Below are 15,422 nucleotides of genomic sequence, written 5' to 3' on the forward strand. Positions count from 1 at the left end.
TATATTGAATATATGACACGTAAAACCAAATCTGCCGAGCCGGCCGCCGCCTCCTTCTCGCGGACCAGCGGACTGGCCGCCATCGGCTTCGCCACCATGATCGTCCTCGGCAATGTGATCCTGGTGCCCGCCGGGCTGCCGCACGGCGGCGCCCGCCCCGAGGACGTGGTCGCCTTCTTCAGCACGCAGAGCGGCGTGCTGGGCCTCGCGTCCGCGCTCACGCCCGCGGCCTGGGCGCTGGCCACGGTGTTCGGCGCGGGGGCGGTCGCCGCGGCGCGCCGGTCCGAGCCGGGCCGGGGCGACGCCTGGTCGCTGGTCGGCTTCGCCGGCCTCGTGCTGCAGAACGCCACCTTCACGGGGCTCATCGCGGTCCGCTTCGCCCTCGCCGCGGCGGCCCCGCACGACGCCGCCACGACGGCGGTCTTCTGGACGCTGCACCAGGCGCTGCTCAGCCTGAACGGCACCTTCCTGGCCCTGGCGCTCGTCGGGCTGACCGTCAGCGGCCGGCGCGCCGGCCTGCTCCGCCGGTGGCACGCCGCCATCGGGATGGTCGCGGCCGCGCTGCAGTTCACCTCGGCCACCCTCACGCCGCTGATCGTGACCGGCTACGGCCTGCTCGGCCTGATCGGCCTCACCGGGTGGCTGATCTGGGTGGTGTGGCTCGTCGCCTACGGCGTCCGCCTGATCCGCGCCCGGCCGGAGCACGCGGTGGACTAGGCGGGCACGGGGCCGCCGGCCGGGAGCCGGGCGCACTCGCGGCAGACGCGGGCCGACGCCGCCACCCGGGCGTGCACGACCAGGGTGGCGGCGCCCGCGAGCGCGCTCAGCTGCCAGTTCCCCGACATGGCCGAAGCGGTGGTGAGGGCCAGCGCGCTCAGGGCGAAGGCGATCCCGGCGGTGGTGCCCGTCCAGGCGACCACCAGCGGCAGCCGGTGCCAGACCGGCAGCCGGCGGGCCAGCGCGCCGGTGCAGGCCAGCGACGCGGCCGCGCACAGCGCCGCGGTGGCGGCAACGCCGCCGGTGGCGGCGGCCAGCAGCTGCGCGGCGGCGGGCAGCTGCCGCCCCTGCGCCAGGTCGGCCATCCCCACCAGGTACCAGCAGGCGAGCAGCACCGGAACGGTGAGCGCGACGGCCCGCGCGGTGTGCCGGGCCTGGATGAGGGTGAGTTCGTGCTGGAAGCTCGGGGCGAGCTGGCCGACGGTGCCGAACTCGCGCACCGCCCGCCGCGCGGCGGCGTGACCGGAGAGGCCCTGCTCCACCAGGGCGTCGGCCGTGTCGACGAGGCCGTCGCGCAGCTCGTCGAGCATCCGGGCCTTGTCGCGCTCGGGTCCGTGCAGCACGGCGGCCAGGGCGGCGACGTGCTCTTCGATGGGGTCCGCGCGGACGGGGGCGGCGCTCATGTGGCCGCTCCCGGCGCCGGGTCCAGGACCGAGCCGATGGCGGCGGTGAACTCGCGCCACGCCGCCCGCTCGGTGGCCAGCGAGCGCCGGCCGGCGTCGGTCAGCCGGTAGCGGCGGCGCCGCCGCTCGCCCACCGACTCCCACTCGCTGCGCAGCAGCCCGAGCCGCTCCAGCCGGTTCAGCGCCGGGTAGATGGTGCCCTTGCGCAGTTCGAGCGCGCCCCGGCTGCGCTCCTGGACCGCGGCGATGATGGCGTAGCCGTGCAGCGGGCCCGACTCCAGGACCGCCAGCAGCAGGCCGTCCAGGTGGCCCCGTACCGCATCGTCCCTCATGGGTAGGCAGCCTATCCCACATAGACGGCGTGCTATACATTGGCAGCCAATCCATTGGCAGCCAATCCGTGCTGCCGTTCCCGAGGAGTCGTCGTGACCAAGTTGCTGCTGTCGGTGCACGTCCTGGCCGCGATCCTGACGATCGGGCCGATCACCGTCGCCGCCTCGCTGTTCCCCCGCTACGCCCGCGACGCGCCCGGCGGACGGGCCGGGACCGCCGCCTTCCTGCACCGCATCTGCCGCGGCTACTCCGTGGTGGGCATCGCCGTCCCCGTCTTCGGCCTGGCAACCGGTGCCCAGCTCGGCGTGCTGACCGACGCCTGGCTCATCGTCTCGATCGTGCTGACCGCGATCGCCGCCGCCGTGCTGGCGCTGGCCATCCTGCCCGGGCAGCGGCGCATGCTCGCCCTTCCCGAGGGCGCCGCCCCCGGGCAGGCCCGGCGGTGGGCCGCCCGGCTGAGCATGCTGACGGGCGCGTTCAACATCCTGTGGGCGGTCGTCGTCGTGCTGATGATCGTCCGCCCCGGCTCCACCACCGGAGTGTGACCCCGTGCGGCTCCTGCGCCTCGCCGCCGCCGTCGAGGCCGTCTCGCTGGCGGTGCTGCTGGTCAACCTGGTCACCGTGCACCACGAGGCGGTCACCTCGCTCGGCGGCCCCGTGCACGGCACCGCCTACCTCGCCGTGATCGCCGCCACCTGGCTCATGCCGTCCGCCGCCGCCCCCGGCGCCCGGTGGCGCGCCCTCGTCCCCGGCGTCGGCGGCCTGCTGGCCGTCCGCCGGATCCGGCTCACCACCCGAGCCTCCGACGGTTGACGCGGGGCGGAAGCCCCGGACAGCGTGATCGCGTCGCGCCCCGTGTGGCCAGACGACTACACCTGTGTGTAATATCCGTGTCGTGTGTATAGCCAGATACACGGACGGATAGGAGCGGTACGCGTGGCGAGGATCGAAGCGGAGCCTGAGGACCTGACGGCTCGCGCCCGCATCCGGGACGCCGCACTGCGGCAGTTCGGCGAGCACGGATTCGAACGGGCGACCATCCGGGGCATCGCCGAAGCCGCCGGGGTGTCCTCCGGGCTGGTGCGGCACCACTTCGGCTCGAAGGAGGCGCTGCGCGACGCCTGCGACGAGTTCCTCATCGCGTCGCTGCACCGGCTCAACGAGCAGGCGCGGGCCGAACCCGCGCCCACGGAGGTGAACCCGGTCGCCTCCGCCCAGGCCGCGTTCGGGCCCTACCAGCCCTACCTGGCACGCGCCCTCGTCGAAGGCCGGGCCGCACCGCTGTTCGACGAGATGGTCCGGATGAGCGAGCAGTGGCTGGAGGAGGCCGACCGAAACCGTCCCGATCCGCCCTTCGCCGACCGCAGGGCCCGCGCCACGGTGGGCACCGCCATGGGCCTCGCCGTCCCCCTCCTCCAGCAGCACGTCGCCCGCGGGCTCGGCGCCGATCTGTCCAGTCCCGAGGGGGCGCACCTGCTCGCGGTGGTCCTGCTCGACATCCACTCCCATCCCATACTCAGCCCGGAGGCGGCCGCCGAGATGCGCGCGGCCCTCGAGCGCATCCGGGACACCCCCACCGACCCGCGTACACGACGGAGCGCGACATGACACAGAGCGCGATCAGCCTTCCCTGGGAGGCGCGCACGGAGCGGCGCACCCCCTTCGACCAGCCCGGCGCCTTCGCCCGGCTCAGGGAGGAGCGCCCGCTGCGGCCGATGGTCTTCGCCGACGGGCACGAGGGCTGGCTGGCCACCGGCTACGAAGCCGTCCGCGCCATCCTCGCCGACGGCCGGTTCAGCGTCCGGCGCGAACTGACCCATCCGCCGGTCACGCTGCCCAACGCCGAGGAGCAGGCCATCTTCCACGGGCCTCCCCCGCCGGGAATGTTCGTCCGCATGGACCCGCCGGAGCACACCCGGTACCGCAAGCTGCTGGCGCGCGAGTTCACCGCCCGCAGGATGCGCCGGCTGGAGGAGAGGGTCGCCGAGGTGACCGGCGACCACCTGGACGGCATGGAGCGGACCGGACCGCCCGCCGACCTCGTGCAGGCCCTCGCCCGCCCCGTGCCGTCGCTGCTCATCTGCGAACTGCTCGGGATCCCGGACTCGGACATGGCGGCGTTCCGGCAGGCCGGCGACACGGTGCTCGACCCGGCGTCCTCGCCCGAGGAGGTCCGGCAGGGCTACGCCGCCATGCTCGGCGTCTTCCCACCGCTCATCGCGCGCAGGCGCGCGGCGCCCACGGAGGACGTCTTCAGCGGGCTGGTGAACGGCGGCGGCCTCTCCGACGAGGAACTGACCTCCGTCGGCCTGCTGCTGTTCGCCGGCGGGATGGAGACCACCACCGGGCTGCTCGGCTTCGGGACCTTCACCCTGCTGCACCACCCCGACCAGCTCCAGGCACTGCGCCGCGACCCCGGTCTGATCGACGGCGCCGTCGAAGAGCTGCTCCGCTTCATCACCGGTCCGGGCGGCATGCTGCGCACGGCGCTGGAGGACGTGCGGATCGAGGGCGAGCTGATCAGAAAGGGACAGACGGTCGAACTGCTCGTCGGCGCCGCCAACCACGACCCGGCCCGGTTCGAGCGCCCCGACGAGTTCGACATCGTCCGGTCGGGCCACGGGCACCTCGCCTTCGGGCACGGCGTCCACCAGTGTCTCGGCCAGCACCTCGCCCGCGTGGAACTGCGCACCGTCTTCCCCGCCCTGTTCCAGCGCTTCCCCGGCCTGCGGCTCGCCGTCCCCTCGGACGAGGTCCCGATGAGGACGGACTCGAACTTCTACAGCGTCACGCGTCTGCCGGTGGAGTGGTGATCCGCGATATGGCACAGACTGCCATCGCCGTCTCCGGGCTGGTCAAGACCTTCGGACCGACCCGTGCCCTCGACGGGCTCGACCTCAGCGTGCGCACCGGCGAGATCCACGGCCTCCTGGGCCCCAACGGCGCCGGGAAGTCCACCGCCGTCCGCGTCCTGCTCGGCCTGGTGCGCGCCGACTCCGGTCGCGCCGTGCTGCTCGGCGGCGACCCGTGGACCGACGCCACCGCGCTGCACCGGCGGCTGGCCTACGTGCCCGGCGACGTGGAGCTGTGGCCGAACCTGACGGGTGGGGAGACCATCGACCTGCTCGGACGGCTGCGCGGCGGACTGGACCCGGCCCGCAGGAACGCGCTGGTCGAGCGCTTCCAGCTCGATCCCGCCAAGAAGGGCCGCACCTATTCCAAGGGAAACCGGCAGAAAGTGGCGCTCATCGCCGCCTTCGCCGCCGACGTGGAGCTGCTGGTGCTGGACGAGCCGACCTCCGGGCTGGACCCGCTGATGGAGGCGGTGTTCCAGGAGGTCGTCGCCGAGGCGCGGGCCGCGGGCCGCACGGTGCTGCTGTCGAGCCACATCCTGGCCCAGGTCGAACGGCTCGCCGACCGGGTCAGCATCGTCAGACGGGGCCGGACGGTGCAGTCCGGCACGCTGGCCGAGCTGCGGCACCTGTCGCGCACCACGGTGGAGGCCGAGACCGCCGCCCCCGTCACCGGGTTGGCCGCCCTGCCCGGCGTCCACCACGCCGAGACCGGTGGCGTCCAGGTGCGCTTCGACGTGGACGCCGACCACCTCGACGCCGCCCTCAAGCACCTCGGCGCCTTCGGCATCCGCGCGCTGACCAGTCATCCGCCGACGCTGGAGGAGCTCATGCTGCGCCACTACGGGAACGGAGCAGCGGCATGACCGCTGCCGTCGCGGCCCATCGCGCCGCGCCGGCGGCGGGCGGCGGCCCGCTGACCGGCACCGGCGCGATGCTGCGGCTCGCGCTGCGCCGCGACCGCGTCAAGCTTCCCGCCTGGACGCTCGGCATCGCGCTGCTCCTCCCGTACTTCGCCGCGGTGGCGGGCAGGACGACATCGACCCGGGAGGATCTGGAGGCCGCCGCGCAGCTGGTAAGCGTGCCGATGCTGCGACTGTTCACCGGCCCGGCGTTCGGCATGGAGGCCGCCACGCTCCCGCGGTACGTGATCGCGGTCTACTTCGTCGAGTTCCTGCTCGGCGCCGCGCTGATGAACATCCTGCTCATCGCCCGGCACACCCGGGCGGAGGAGCAGAGCGGCCGGGCCGAGCTGATCCGCGCCGCCGTCGTCGGCCGACACGCCCCCCTCACGGCCGCGCTCCTGCTCGCGGCCATCACCAACGCCGTCCTGACCCTGCTGCTGGCCATCGCGGCGGTGGGCGTGGGGCTCCCGCCGGGCAGCGCGCTGCTGTTCGCCGCGGGCACGGCCGCCACCGGGCTGGTCTTCGCCGGGGTCACCGCCGTCACCGCGCAGCTCACCGAGCACTCCAGGGGCGCGGCCGGCCTCGCGGGCGCGGTACTGGGCGCCGTGTGGGTGATCCGCGGCGTGGGAGCGGCCCAGGAGGTGCACGGCGGCCCGCTGACCTGGTGGTCTCCCATGGGATGGGCCCAGTTCACCCGGGTGCTCGCCGACGAACGCTGGTGGCCGCTGCTGCTGTCCGCCGTGTCCACCGCGGCCCTGGTCGCGACGGCGTACGCGCTGTCGGCCCGCCGCGACCTCGGCGCCGGGCTGCTGCCCGCACGTCGCGGCCGGGAATCGGCGGGCCGCTGGCTGCGCTCCCCGTTCACGCTCGCACTGCGCCTCCAGCGCGCGTCGCTGCTGTGGTGGGGCGCCTCGCTGGCCGTCGCGGGGTTGGTGTTCGGCGCGCTCGCGGGCTCGATGCGCGCGGGCGTGGCCGAGGAGTTCATCGGTGCCGGGCCCGACGTGCTGGGCGGCTACCTGAGCCTCATGGCCGTGGGAATGGTCTTCCTCGTCGGGGTCTTCACCATCCTGTCGGCGACCCGGCTGCGCGCCGAGGAGACGCGCGGACGGGTGGCGCCGCTGCTGGCCGCGCCCACCGGCCGGTGGGCCTGGCTCGGTGCGTCGCTGCTGGCCACCGCCGTCGGCGCGGTCGCGCTGCTGGCCCTGGCGGGCGTCGGGCTGGGCGTCGGCGCCGCCCTGTCGGTCGGCGAGAGCGGCCTCGTCGGGGAGCTGACCGCGGCGGTGCTCGTCCGCACTCCCGAGGTGCTGTTCCTGCTGGCGCTCACGGCCGCGCTGTTCGGGCTGGCGCCCCGGGCCGTCGCGCTGAGCTGGGCCGTGCTCGCCTACGGCGGATTCGTCCGCTTCTGGGCCGGGGACCTGCCGGACGGGTTCAGGAGCCTGTCGCCGTTCGACCACATCCCCCGCATGCCGCTGGAGGACTTCCGCCTCGCCCCGCTCGTGGCGCTCACCGCACTCGCGGCCGCTCTCGCTCTGACCGGCGTGTACGGCTTCCGCCGCCGCGACCTCGACGGCGGGTGACGGCCGAAGGGCACGCGGTGTTCCGCCGGATCACCGACCGCTTCGCCGGTGGCACGGTCGTCCTGGACACGCACGACCGGCTCGCCGTCAAGGGCGTCGACCGGGTGCCCAAGCGCATCTTCGGCGCGCCGATGCTGACGTGGGCCATCGACGACGGGCACGAGTTGGAGCGGGCCGTTCCCCTGCTGCGCGACCTCAGCCTGAACCTCCGCTACGAGTTCGGCGGTGAAGCCGGCTGAGAACGGGACCGGCGGCCCGTCCGGAGCGTGCCGCGGGTGCCGGGCGGCTCGCCCCGGTCACGGCGCGGTCCCCGGCGCATCGGGGTCCGTGCCCGTTCGGCGGCCGGGGAGCGGCCGGGGACCGGGCAGCCGGTCCAGGAAGCCGGTGATCAGCTCGTACAGGTGTTCGGGCCGGTCGAGCGGGGCGAGGTGGCCGGCGTCGGGGACCTCGGCGAACTCGCCGCCGGGCGCCAGCCGGGCGGCCGTGCGCACGGCGCCGTGCGGGACGGCCGTGTCCAGGCCACCGTGGATCCACAGCGAGGGGACGGCGAGGCGGTGCAGGCGCGGAGTGAAGTAGGTGCGCATCCGGCGCGGGCCGTAGGCGGTGGTCTGCCAGTCGTCCAGGGCGCTTTCGCCGCCGCGCGCGCGGGCGCGCGCCTCGGCCTCGGCCAGCGCGATGAGCCGGTCGAAGCCGGGCGTGTGCTCACCGCGGGCGAGCTGTCCGGCGATGGCGCGGCGCAGGTACGACGGCGCGGCGATCCAGCGGCTCGCGGCGCGCAGCAGCCGGTCCGAGCGGAGCAGCAGCCAGGTGGTGAACTGCAAGGGGCGCACCGCGTCCAGGCCGCCCGGGTTGACGGCCACCAGGCCGCGCACCCGCTCCGGCCGGGCCAGCGCGTAGCCGGTCGCGATCCCGCCGCCCATGGACAGGCCCACCAGCGGCACCCGCTCCAGGCCGAGGCCGTCGAGGAGCCCGTCGACGACGGCCTCCATCGCCGCCTGGTCGAGCGTGCCGGCCCAGGGCCGGGAGGCGCCGTGGCGCGGCAGGTCGGGGGCGATCACCCGGAGGTGCCCGGCCAGCAGGGGCGCGAGGTGGTGCCAGATCAGCGCGGCCTCGTCCAGCATCGCGCCGTGCAGCAGCACCACGGGCTCGGCGTCGCGCGGTCCGGCCTCGTGCACGCGCAGGGTGCCGCCCGGCAGCGCGAGGTCCCGGTGGCGCGGGTACGGGCCGGAGGTCACGGCGCCGCCAACTGCTCGTCGAGCCGGTCGAGCAGCGCCGCGTACACCCGGCGCACGGCGGGCGATCCCGGGTCTCCCGGCCGCTCCCACCCGGTGGCGATCAGCTCGCCCATCAGCTCGACGGTGCGGCCCAGCTGCCCGGCGGTGAGCGGGCCCAGGGCTCCGGCCGCGTTGATCAGGCCGACGGTGAAGACCGACATCAGCAGCGACGCCTCGCGGGGGTCGAGATCCGTCCGCAGCAGCCCGGCCCCGCGCAGTTCGACCACGTACTCGGTCAGCCAGTCCAGCCGGAGCCGGTAGCGCTCCGGCCCCTTGGCGCGCACGTAGTCGCCGAGCACCTCGGCGTCGCCCAGGTAGAAGGCGAGCATCAGCTCGTCGCCGAGCAGCGCCTCGGCCCCGTAGCGGAAGGCCGCCGACAGGGTGACCGCTTCGCCGTGCGCCGCGACGCGCTCCCGCACCGACGCCGCCATCCGGCGCATCGAGCGGACCAGCAGCGCGTCCAGCAGCGCCTCCTTGGACGGGAAGTCCAGGTAGACCGCGCCCTTGGCGACCCCGGCCCGCCGGGCGATCGCGGCGACGGTGGCCCGCCGGTAGCCCTGCTCCAGGATGACGGCGCGGGCGTGGTCCAGCAGCGCCTCGGCGCGGTCGGGGATGGTGGGTCGCGGCACGGCGCCTCCTCGCTAGGTAGTGACCAGATTAGCAGTTGTGGTCACTACCTCGCTCCGGCCACTCCGGCCGACCGCGCACCGCGCCCGCGTACTGGATATTCTCTGATTCGGCATATACTCCCATATATGAGAGAGGCTGAACCGCCCCCCGAGTCCGGCGGCGCCGAGCAGGTCGAGGCCCGGCTCGCCGCGCGCCTGGCCGAGCTGCGCACCGAGCACGGCTGGTCCCTGGACGAGCTGGCCAGGCGCGCCGAGGTCAGCCGCTCGACCCTGTCGCGGCTGGAGCGGGCGCAGATCAGCCCGACGGCCGCGCTGCTCAACCGGCTGTGCACGGTGTACCGGCGGACGATGTCGCAGCTGCTGGCCGAGGTGGAGTCCGAGCCGCCCCAGGTGGTCCGGGCCGGGCGGCAGACGGTGTGGCGCGACGAGGGCTCCGGCTTCACCCGGCGGTCGGTCTCCCCGCCCCATCCCGGCCTGCGCGGCGAACTCGTCGAGGCCGAACTGCGGGCCGGCGCGGACATCTCCTACGAGGGCCCGGCCGTACCAGGGCTCGAACAGCACATCTGGGTGCTCGACGGCGTGCTCGAGGTCACCGCCGGCAGCACCGCGCACACCCTCCGCGCCGGCGACTGCCTCCGCTTCCGGCTGTGGGACCGCTCGCGGTTCCGCTGCCCGGGCCCCGACCCGGTCCGGTACGCCCTGGTGGTCGTGCTGCCGTGACGCCGTCCGCCCCATTTCGAAGGAGACCGAGCACAGCCATGAGATCCGCGCCGCACACCATCGTCCGCCTGTCCGCCGCGGACTTCGCCCGCAGCGTGAAGGCCCTGGCCGACCTGTTCGCCGAGGTGGTGGCCGACGGCGCCTCCCTCGGCTTCGTGCTGCCCTTCGGCCAGGAGGAGGCGGCCGACTGGTGGCGCTCCCGGCAGGAGGCCGTGGCCGCCGGCACCCTCGCCGTCTGGGCGGCCCACGGGCCCGGCGGTCTGGCCGGGACCATCGGCCTGGCCCGCGAGACCCGGCCCAACGGCCGCCACCGCGCCGAGGTCGTCAAGCTGATGGTGCACCCCGCCGCCCGCGGCCAGGGCCTGGGCCGGGCCCTGCTCGCCACCGCCGAGCGGGCCGCCGCCCAGGACGGCGCCGCCCTCCTGCTGCTGGACACCGAGACCGGCAGCCCCGCCGAACGCCTCTACCTGGGCGCCGGCTGGACCCGCTACGGCGTCGTCCCCGACTACGCCGCCGAACCCGGCGGCGCCCTCCGCGACTGCAGCTTCTACTACAAGCACCTCGCCGCCTGAGCAGGTCGCCGCCGCGGCCGCCGGCTCAGTCGTCCAGGCCGCCGTCTGCGCCGAGGACCGGCCAGATGACGGTGCCAGCCTCGGGCACCGGGCCGGGGCACTCGTTGAGCCGGGCCGCGATCTCGGTGGCGCGCTCCAGGTCCGCGCACTCCACGATCCAGTAGCCGGCCAGCACCTCCTCGGTCTCGGCGAAGGGTCCGTCGGTGACCACCCGCGCCCCCTCCTGGAGCCGGACCCGGCGGGCCAGCGCCGGGGCGGCCAGGCCCTGGGCGTCCACCAGCTCGCCCGAGTCGGCGAGTGCGGCGGTGAACTCCGCCAGGAAGCCGCCGATGGCGGCCGGTTCCTCGGCGGAGGCGGCGGGCGGCCCGCCCTCCCGGCCTGACAGCGCGTCGTGGTCCCGCTGCGAGCCGTAGGTGGCGATCAGGTACTTCATCCGCGGTTCCTCCTGTTCAGGGGCGCGCCCCTCGCGCGCCCCCACCATGTGGTCGGAGCCGGGCCCGCCGACCGGACACGCGCCGGGCCGCGATCCCGCGCCGCGCCCCGGCCGGTCAGCCCGGGAGCGCCAGGGTGACGGCGGCCAGCCGCCGCGGATCACCGATGATCTCGATACCGCGGATCCGGTCCCCGTCGATGTCCAGCCGCAGCACGGCCTGGAGGCGCCCCGCCGGCGCGATGACGGCGCCGGGCGCGCCGTCCACCACCGCGACGGCGCCCGCACGCGCCCGCGCGGCGAAGATCCTGGTCTCCTCGGCGACCGCCCGTGCTCCGCGCAGCTCGGTCGCGACGCCCTCGGGCACCAGCACCCGGTCCACCCGCCGGACCACGTCCGGGGCCAGCAGGTCGAGCAGCGCGGGCAGGTCGCCGCCGCGCGACGCGGCCAGGAAGGCGTCGGCGATCCTCAGCTGCTCGGCGCTGGGCGCCCGCTCGGCGGACGGGCCGCCGCGCAGCCGCTCGCGCGCCCGGCTCGCCAGCTTCTTCGCGGCGCTCGGCGAGCGCTCCAGCAGCCGGCCGATCTCGTCGAAGGGCAGCGCGAACAGGTCGTGCAGCACGAAGGCGACCCGCTGCGCGGGCGACAGCCGGTCGAGCAACACCAGCAGCGCGCGTCCCACCGAGTCGGCCAGCAGCGCCTCGTCCTCGGCGGGCGGCGCGGGCGGCGCGAGCGCGGAGCCGTCACCGGGCAGCGCCACCTCGCCGCGCCGCCTCCTGGCGCGCAGCTGGTCCAGGCACTCGCGGGCCGTCACCGTGGTGAACCACCCGGTCAGGTTCCGGACCTCGTGCGAGTCGGCCCGGTCGATCTTCAGCCAGGCGGCCTGTACCGCGTCGTCGGCATCGTCGGCGGAGCCCAGCAGCCGGTAGGCGACCGCCCGCAGGTGCGGCCGGTCGGCGTCGAACCGGGCCGCCAGCGATTCGTCGGCCTTCATGGGTCACCTTTCAGGCGCGGAGGACGTCATGGGGGCGAGCAGACCGCACGCACATCCGCCGGACCCGAGGAGGCCGACGGCAGCGACCCTACCGGCCGGGCGCCGCCCCGCGCGGCGGGGTCCGCCGCCCGCGCCCCTCCCACCGGCCGCACCACTGAACGGACCGACCGATGCACAGCCTCTACCTCGTCGTCACCGTGCTCACGATCGCCGCCAATGCCGGCATCGCCGCCGCCGACCTCGCCCGCGCGCCCTTCGTCATGGCCAACTCCGCCGAGGTCGGCGTCCCACCCTCGTGGGTGCCCCCGCTGGCCGTGCTCAAGGCCGCCGGAGCCGCCGGCCTCCTCCTCGGCCTGTTCGGCCTCCGCCTCGTGGGCATCGCCGCCGCGACGGGACTCGTCCTGTTCTTCGTGGGCGCCGTCGCCGTGCACGTACGCGCCCGCGTCTTCCACAACATCGCCTTCCCCGGCGGCTTCCTGCTGCTGGCGGTCGGCTCCCTTGTCACGGCCCTGGCCGTGGCGTAGCGATGCCGACCGCCTGGCCGTGGTGCCGCTCGCCGTCCCACGGCAGACGGCGGGGGCCGGGCGGTGCCCGGCCCCCGCCGCGGGGGTGTCGGCGGACGTCAGCCGGTGAAGTTGACGTCGCTGCAGAAGTAGTAGGACTGGTCGAGGTGACTGGCCTGCCAGACCGTGTACACGACGTGGTGGCCGGTCCGCCCGGGCGCGTTCACCTGGACGGGGGTGGTCGGGCTGGTGGGGATGTTCTGCACCTGGGTCACCAGCTCCAGGTCGCTCCAGCGCAGCCGCTGGGTGGTCGGGTTGAAGCCCTGGCGGGTGACGTAGACGCGGATGTAGTCGGCGCCGTGGTGGGACTGGTCGAGCAGGTTCAGGGTGAACCGGTTCGGCCGGTCCACGGGCTGCCAGGCGCCGGGCTGGTCGAAGGCGGCGTACCGCCCGTTGAAGGTCATGCCGGCGCTGCACAGCTGCCCGTCGGGGATGGCGGCCTGGTGGTTGCCGCCGACGTTCTCGCGGAACAGGCCGTTCCAGTTCCACAGCGCGTTCGGGTCGGCCTGCCAGGCCTGATAGCACATCGGGTCCTCGGTGGCCATGTCCGGCGACTGCCATTCGCTGGCCCACCGGTGGTAGCACCCGTAGTGGCGTGACGGCGGGTCGCTGACGGCGCCGTGCGCGGAGGCGCTGCCCACGGCGACCGAGGTCAGCAGCATCGCGGACGCCAGGACCGCGAGTGCGCGCCAGGCAGTGGACTTGACAAAGGAGAGCATCACTACCGCCACATTCGCATCGATCGACAGCACGGGGATGCCCGGCTGTGGGGGACGATCAGGTAACGGACATATGGGAGCGCTCCCACATGAGCGTAACAATCTCTGTGCACGCTGTGAAGCCCCTGTATCCGGGCGGTTACGGACATCGTCGCGTCCCGCGTCAGGACCGGGGCCGGCCGTAGGCGAGCGTGTGCAGGGCGGCGGCGGTCTGGGCGAAGCCCTGCTCGCCGAGGAGTTCACGCAGTTCGGCGTTGAAGCGGTCGATCTCCGGCCGCGCGGCGCGCAGCGCGGCGGCCCCCTCGGCGGTCAGTTCGAGCACCACGGCCCGGTGCTCGCTCGGGTGCGCGTGCTTGGCCACCAGGCCGGCCGCGGACAGGCGCCGCAGCAGGGGCGTGACGGCGGACTCGCGCAGGCCGAGGGTCCGGGCCAGCTGCCGCTGGGTGGCACCCGGCTGGTCGTGCACGGCGAACAGGGCGCCGAGCTGCGCCGTGGTGACCCCGGCCGCGGCCAGGCAGCGGCGGTCGGCGTCGATGCGCAGCCGGTGCGCCGCCCGTTGCAGCAGGAAGAACAGGCGCTGGTCGGGCTCTGGCATGCGCCGATCTTGACAGATGTGACAGGTGGGCGCCATTCTCACTTCACCAGTGAATTGAGGTACGTGTGGACGACATCCTGGATCTCGAAGCCGCCCGGCGCGTACTGGCGGCGCAGCCGTTCAGCGTGCTGCTCGGCGCGCGGCTGGTGGACTTCGGCGACGGCGCCGCGGTGCTGGAGCTGGATGCGCGTGAGGACCTGTACCAGCACTTCGGCTTCCTGCACGGCGGTGTGCTCGGCTTCGCCGCCGACAACGCCCTCGCCTTCGCCGCCGGCACCGCGGTGGGTGCCGGCCTGATCACCACCGGCCTGGCCATCGACTTCCTGCGGCCCGCCGACGGCGCGGTGCTGCGCGCGGAGGCCAGGATCCTCCGGGCCGGGCGCACCCGCGTCGTCGGGCGCTGCGATCTGCTCACCGTGGCCGCCGACGGCACGCGCAGACTGTGCGCGGTGGCGCAGGGCGCGGTCGCGGTGTCCGGGCCGCGCGGGCGGCGGGAGACCGCGGATCGCTAGGCCGCGCGACCCTCGGGCCGCCGCCGACCGTAGCTGAGGCGGCGCAGCAGGTTCTCGGCCGGACCGCGGTATCCCGCCCGCCGCATCAGCTCGGCGAGGAGCAGCGAGACCAGCCAGGTCGCCACGGCGACGCCCATGGCGCCCGCGAGTCCGAGCCGGTCCTGCAGCCCGAGGGCATCGGGGTGGAAGACCGCGACGAAGGCGACGGACTGGAAGAGGTAGAAGCTCATCGAGCGCTGGCCGAGCGCCTCGACGGCGATGGTCAGCGCACCGCGCCGCCGTCCGACCCGGATCGCGATCAGGGCGATGATCCCGGCCATGGCGATCCCGCCGAAGTAGCCGGTGAGGGGCTGGGCGAGCGCCGCGGCCCAGACGGCGGCTCCCGACGGCGCGGCCCACACCCCGGTCTGGATCAGGGCCATGGGCAGGCCGCCGGCGATGGACACGGCCGTCGCCACCACCGCGGTGCGGACCAGGAAGCCGCGGTGCCGCTCGGGCTCGTCCAGGACGCGGCGCCGGGCCGCCCAGATGCCGAGGATCATCGCGGGGATGACGGAGACCGTGGCGAACACGAGCGAGAAGGGCAGGATCTGCGCCCGGGCGACCAGGCTCTCCACCAGGCCCGCCGTCGGCACGACGCTGCCCGCCTCGAAGGTGGAGATCCCCCTGTCCATCGCGTTCCACATGCCGAAGCCGACCGACAGGGTGGCGGGCAGCAGCGCCAGGCCCGCCGTCCACAGGAGCGTGGCGTCCCTGGCCCGCAGCAGTCCGACCACCAGGAGGGCGCCCATGCCGTAGACGGCGAGGATGTCCAGTGGCATCAGCAGCGTGTGGACAAGGCCGAACACGATCAGCCACCAGCCCCGGCGGCGCAGCAGCTTGCGCACCGACACCCAGTCACCGCCGCGCCGCGTCTGCCGGGTGAGCAGCTGCACCAGCGAGTAGCCGAAGAGGAAGGCGAACATCGGCCGGGCGTGGTTGCTGACGAAGAGGGTGTGCAGGAAGCTCGACACCCCGTTTAGCAGCGCCGGGCCGCGGTCGATGGCGGCCACGAACAGCGGTGCGTGCGCGAAGGCGATGGCGAGCAGCATGCCGCCCCTGGCCAGGTCGGGGGCGAGCGCCCGCGCCGCCGTGCCGGCCGTGCCCGCCGCGGCGGGCGGCGCCGGTGCCCGGGTCGGTGTGTCCACGTGCATGTCTCCTCGCTGTCCGATTCCCCGGCCGCGGCCCCGGCCGACTCGGGTCGTGGCGTCCCGGCGCCCCGTCCGTAATCCAGCAGATGACCGCAATACAAAAGATAACATGTAAATCATGCGTCGAATCGACCCGGTGCCGACCAAGGGCGAAGGGCGG

The 15,422-nt window shown here is 74.6% G+C and carries 21 protein-coding genes; 12 read left to right on the forward strand and 9 right to left on the reverse strand.

Translation table 11 applies throughout. The features are described 5' to 3' along the window. Nucleotides 1-12: 12 nt before the first annotated feature. The gene (locus tag CLV72_RS23045) at nt 13-717 is read left to right on the forward strand and encodes a hypothetical protein (protein ID WP_170141082.1); all 705 of its coding nucleotides are present in this window, start codon (nt 13-15) and stop codon (nt 715-717) included. Here CLV72_RS23045 and CLV72_RS23050 read toward each other — a convergent pair. Together CLV72_RS23050 and CLV72_RS23055 are read right to left on the reverse strand one after the other, a co-directional pair. Next, on the reverse strand, nt 714-1,400 hold the full coding sequence (locus tag CLV72_RS23050) for a permease prefix domain 1-containing protein (protein WP_106250119.1): 687 nt from the start codon (nt 1,398-1,400) through the stop codon (nt 714-716). The two genes, CLV72_RS23045 and CLV72_RS23050, sit on opposite strands and share 4 nt — an antisense overlap. Then, nucleotides 1,397-1,732, reverse strand: a complete 336-nt coding sequence (locus tag CLV72_RS23055) for a PadR family transcriptional regulator (protein WP_106250121.1) — start codon at nt 1,730-1,732, stop codon at nt 1,397-1,399. Before CLV72_RS23055 ends, CLV72_RS23050 begins: the two co-directional genes overlap by 4 nt. 93 nt (nt 1,733-1,825) lie before the next feature. On the opposite strand from CLV72_RS23055, the gene CLV72_RS23060 reads away from it, so the two are divergent. From CLV72_RS23060 to CLV72_RS23090, 7 genes are all read left to right on the forward strand, one after another. Next, a complete protein-coding gene (locus CLV72_RS23060; protein ID WP_106250123.1) occupies nt 1,826-2,278 on the forward strand; it encodes a hypothetical protein in 453 nt (150 codons plus the stop codon). 4 nt (nt 2,279-2,282) lie between these two features. After that, nucleotides 2,283-2,546 (forward strand): DUF3817 domain-containing protein, encoded by a 264-nt coding sequence (locus CLV72_RS23065; RefSeq protein WP_106250126.1) that lies wholly within the window; start codon nt 2,283-2,285, stop codon nt 2,544-2,546. A gap of 123 nt (nt 2,547-2,669) precedes the next feature. After that, nucleotides 2,670-3,341, forward strand: a complete 672-nt coding sequence (locus tag CLV72_RS33715; protein WP_170141083.1) for a TetR/AcrR family transcriptional regulator — start codon at nt 2,670-2,672, stop codon at nt 3,339-3,341. After that, nucleotides 3,338-4,546, forward strand: a complete 1,209-nt coding sequence (locus CLV72_RS23075) for a cytochrome P450 (RefSeq protein ID WP_106250128.1) — start codon at nt 3,338-3,340, stop codon at nt 4,544-4,546. The genes CLV72_RS33715 and CLV72_RS23075 overlap by 4 nt, the downstream gene beginning before the upstream one ends. 8 nt (nt 4,547-4,554) lie before the next feature. Further along, nucleotides 4,555-5,451, forward strand: coding sequence for an ABC transporter ATP-binding protein (locus tag CLV72_RS23080; RefSeq protein WP_106250131.1), 897 nt, complete (start codon nt 4,555-4,557; stop codon nt 5,449-5,451). Beyond that, nucleotides 5,448-7,067, forward strand: coding sequence for an ABC transporter permease (locus CLV72_RS32355; RefSeq protein ID WP_170141084.1), 1,620 nt, complete (start codon nt 5,448-5,450; stop codon nt 7,065-7,067). The genes CLV72_RS23080 and CLV72_RS32355 overlap by 4 nt, the downstream gene beginning before the upstream one ends. 17 nt (nt 7,068-7,084) lie before the next feature. Beyond that, entirely contained in the window at nt 7,085-7,306 is a 222-nt protein-coding gene (locus tag CLV72_RS23090; protein ID WP_170141085.1) for a hypothetical protein, read from the forward strand. 57 nt (nt 7,307-7,363) lie between these two features. On the opposite strand, the gene CLV72_RS23095 is transcribed toward CLV72_RS23090, so the two are convergent. Together CLV72_RS23095 and CLV72_RS23100 are read right to left on the reverse strand one after the other, a co-directional pair. After that, on the reverse strand, nt 7,364-8,302 hold the full coding sequence (locus tag CLV72_RS23095) for an alpha/beta fold hydrolase (RefSeq protein ID WP_211303053.1): 939 nt from the start codon (nt 8,300-8,302) through the stop codon (nt 7,364-7,366). Further along, a complete protein-coding gene (locus CLV72_RS23100; RefSeq protein WP_106250136.1) occupies nt 8,299-8,970 on the reverse strand; it encodes a TetR/AcrR family transcriptional regulator in 672 nt (223 codons plus the stop codon). The genes CLV72_RS23095 and CLV72_RS23100 overlap by 4 nt, the downstream gene beginning before the upstream one ends. A gap of 126 nt (nt 8,971-9,096) precedes the next feature. Here CLV72_RS23100 and CLV72_RS23105 point away from each other — a divergent pair, with 126 nt between their 5' ends. Together CLV72_RS23105 and CLV72_RS23110 are read left to right on the forward strand one after the other, a co-directional pair. Then, nucleotides 9,097-9,690 carry a helix-turn-helix domain-containing protein gene (locus CLV72_RS23105; RefSeq protein ID WP_106250138.1) on the forward strand — a complete coding sequence of 198 codons (594 nt, stop codon included), beginning with the start codon at nt 9,097-9,099 and terminating at the stop codon, nt 9,688-9,690. A 38-nt stretch (nt 9,691-9,728) separates the two neighbouring features. Then, on the forward strand, nt 9,729-10,262 hold the full coding sequence (locus CLV72_RS23110; RefSeq protein WP_106250141.1) for a GNAT family N-acetyltransferase: 534 nt from the start codon (nt 9,729-9,731) through the stop codon (nt 10,260-10,262). 25 nt (nt 10,263-10,287) lie between these two features. On the opposite strand, the gene CLV72_RS23115 is transcribed toward CLV72_RS23110, so the two are convergent. Together CLV72_RS23115 and CLV72_RS23120 are read right to left on the reverse strand one after the other, a co-directional pair. Beyond that, nucleotides 10,288-10,695 carry a YciI family protein gene (locus CLV72_RS23115; protein WP_106250144.1) on the reverse strand — a complete coding sequence of 136 codons (408 nt, stop codon included), beginning with the start codon at nt 10,693-10,695 and terminating at the stop codon, nt 10,288-10,290. 115 nt (nt 10,696-10,810) lie between these two features. Continuing rightward, nucleotides 10,811-11,683 carry a sigma-70 family RNA polymerase sigma factor gene (locus tag CLV72_RS23120; RefSeq protein WP_106250147.1) on the reverse strand — a complete coding sequence of 291 codons (873 nt, stop codon included), beginning with the start codon at nt 11,681-11,683 and terminating at the stop codon, nt 10,811-10,813. 170 nt (nt 11,684-11,853) lie between these two features. On the opposite strand from CLV72_RS23120, the gene CLV72_RS23125 reads away from it, so the two are divergent. Further along, entirely contained in the window at nt 11,854-12,207 is a 354-nt protein-coding gene (locus CLV72_RS23125) for a DoxX family protein (RefSeq protein ID WP_106250149.1), read from the forward strand. A gap of 98 nt (nt 12,208-12,305) precedes the next feature. Here CLV72_RS23125 and CLV72_RS23130 read toward each other — a convergent pair whose 3' ends face one another. Both CLV72_RS23130 and CLV72_RS23135 read right to left on the reverse strand, forming a co-directional pair. Continuing rightward, nucleotides 12,306-12,965, reverse strand: a complete 660-nt coding sequence (locus CLV72_RS23130) for a lytic polysaccharide monooxygenase auxiliary activity family 9 protein (RefSeq protein ID WP_106250466.1) — start codon at nt 12,963-12,965, stop codon at nt 12,306-12,308. A gap of 163 nt (nt 12,966-13,128) precedes the next feature. Further along, a complete protein-coding gene (locus tag CLV72_RS23135) occupies nt 13,129-13,560 on the reverse strand; it encodes a MarR family winged helix-turn-helix transcriptional regulator (RefSeq protein ID WP_106250152.1) in 432 nt (143 codons plus the stop codon). Nucleotides 13,561-13,625: 65 nt separating this feature from the next. Between CLV72_RS23135 and CLV72_RS23140 the strand changes: the two genes are divergently transcribed. After that, a complete protein-coding gene (locus tag CLV72_RS23140; RefSeq protein WP_106250154.1) occupies nt 13,626-14,072 on the forward strand; it encodes a PaaI family thioesterase in 447 nt (148 codons plus the stop codon). On the opposite strand, the gene CLV72_RS23145 is transcribed toward CLV72_RS23140, so the two are convergent. Beyond that, complete coding sequence (locus CLV72_RS23145; protein ID WP_425428107.1) at nt 14,069-15,259, reverse strand: DUF418 domain-containing protein; 1,191 nt, start codon at nt 15,257-15,259, stop codon at nt 14,069-14,071. The genes CLV72_RS23140 and CLV72_RS23145 overlap by 4 nt on opposite strands. Nucleotides 15,260-15,422 lie beyond the last annotated feature (163 nt).

This window comes from Allonocardiopsis opalescens (assembly GCF_003002095.1).
Taxonomy (GTDB): Bacteria; Actinomycetota; Actinomycetes; order Streptosporangiales; family Streptosporangiaceae; genus Allonocardiopsis; species Allonocardiopsis opalescens.

Bases quoted from the DNA above. Each gene is read 5' to 3' on its own strand.
- CLV72_RS23045 (WP_170141082.1), top strand. From the start codon at position 13: ATGACACGTAAAACCAAATCTGCCGAGCCGGCCGCCGCCTCCTTCTCG.
- CLV72_RS23050 (WP_106250119.1), bottom strand. From the start codon at position 1,400: ATGAGCGCCGCCCCCGTCCGCGCGGACCCCATCGAAGAGCACGTCGCC.
- CLV72_RS23055 (WP_106250121.1), bottom strand. From the start codon at position 1,732: ATGAGGGACGATGCGGTACGGGGCCACCTGGACGGCCTGCTGCTGGCG.
- CLV72_RS23075 (WP_106250128.1), top strand. From the start codon at position 3,338: ATGACACAGAGCGCGATCAGCCTTCCCTGGGAGGCGCGCACGGAGCGG.
- CLV72_RS23080 (WP_106250131.1), top strand. From the start codon at position 4,555: ATGGCACAGACTGCCATCGCCGTCTCCGGGCTGGTCAAGACCTTCGGA.
- CLV72_RS32355 (WP_170141084.1), top strand. From the start codon at position 5,448: ATGACCGCTGCCGTCGCGGCCCATCGCGCCGCGCCGGCGGCGGGCGGC.
- CLV72_RS23105 (WP_106250138.1), top strand. From the start codon at position 9,097: ATGAGAGAGGCTGAACCGCCCCCCGAGTCCGGCGGCGCCGAGCAGGTC.
- CLV72_RS23110 (WP_106250141.1), top strand. From the start codon at position 9,729: ATGAGATCCGCGCCGCACACCATCGTCCGCCTGTCCGCCGCGGACTTC.
- CLV72_RS23115 (WP_106250144.1), bottom strand. From the start codon at position 10,695: ATGAAGTACCTGATCGCCACCTACGGCTCGCAGCGGGACCACGACGCG.
- CLV72_RS23120 (WP_106250147.1), bottom strand. From the start codon at position 11,683: ATGAAGGCCGACGAATCGCTGGCGGCCCGGTTCGACGCCGACCGGCCG.
- CLV72_RS23125 (WP_106250149.1), top strand. From the start codon at position 11,854: ATGCACAGCCTCTACCTCGTCGTCACCGTGCTCACGATCGCCGCCAAT.
- CLV72_RS23130 (WP_106250466.1), bottom strand. From the start codon at position 12,965: ATGCTCTCCTTTGTCAAGTCCACTGCCTGGCGCGCACTCGCGGTCCTG.
- CLV72_RS23135 (WP_106250152.1), bottom strand. From the start codon at position 13,560: ATGCCAGAGCCCGACCAGCGCCTGTTCTTCCTGCTGCAACGGGCGGCG.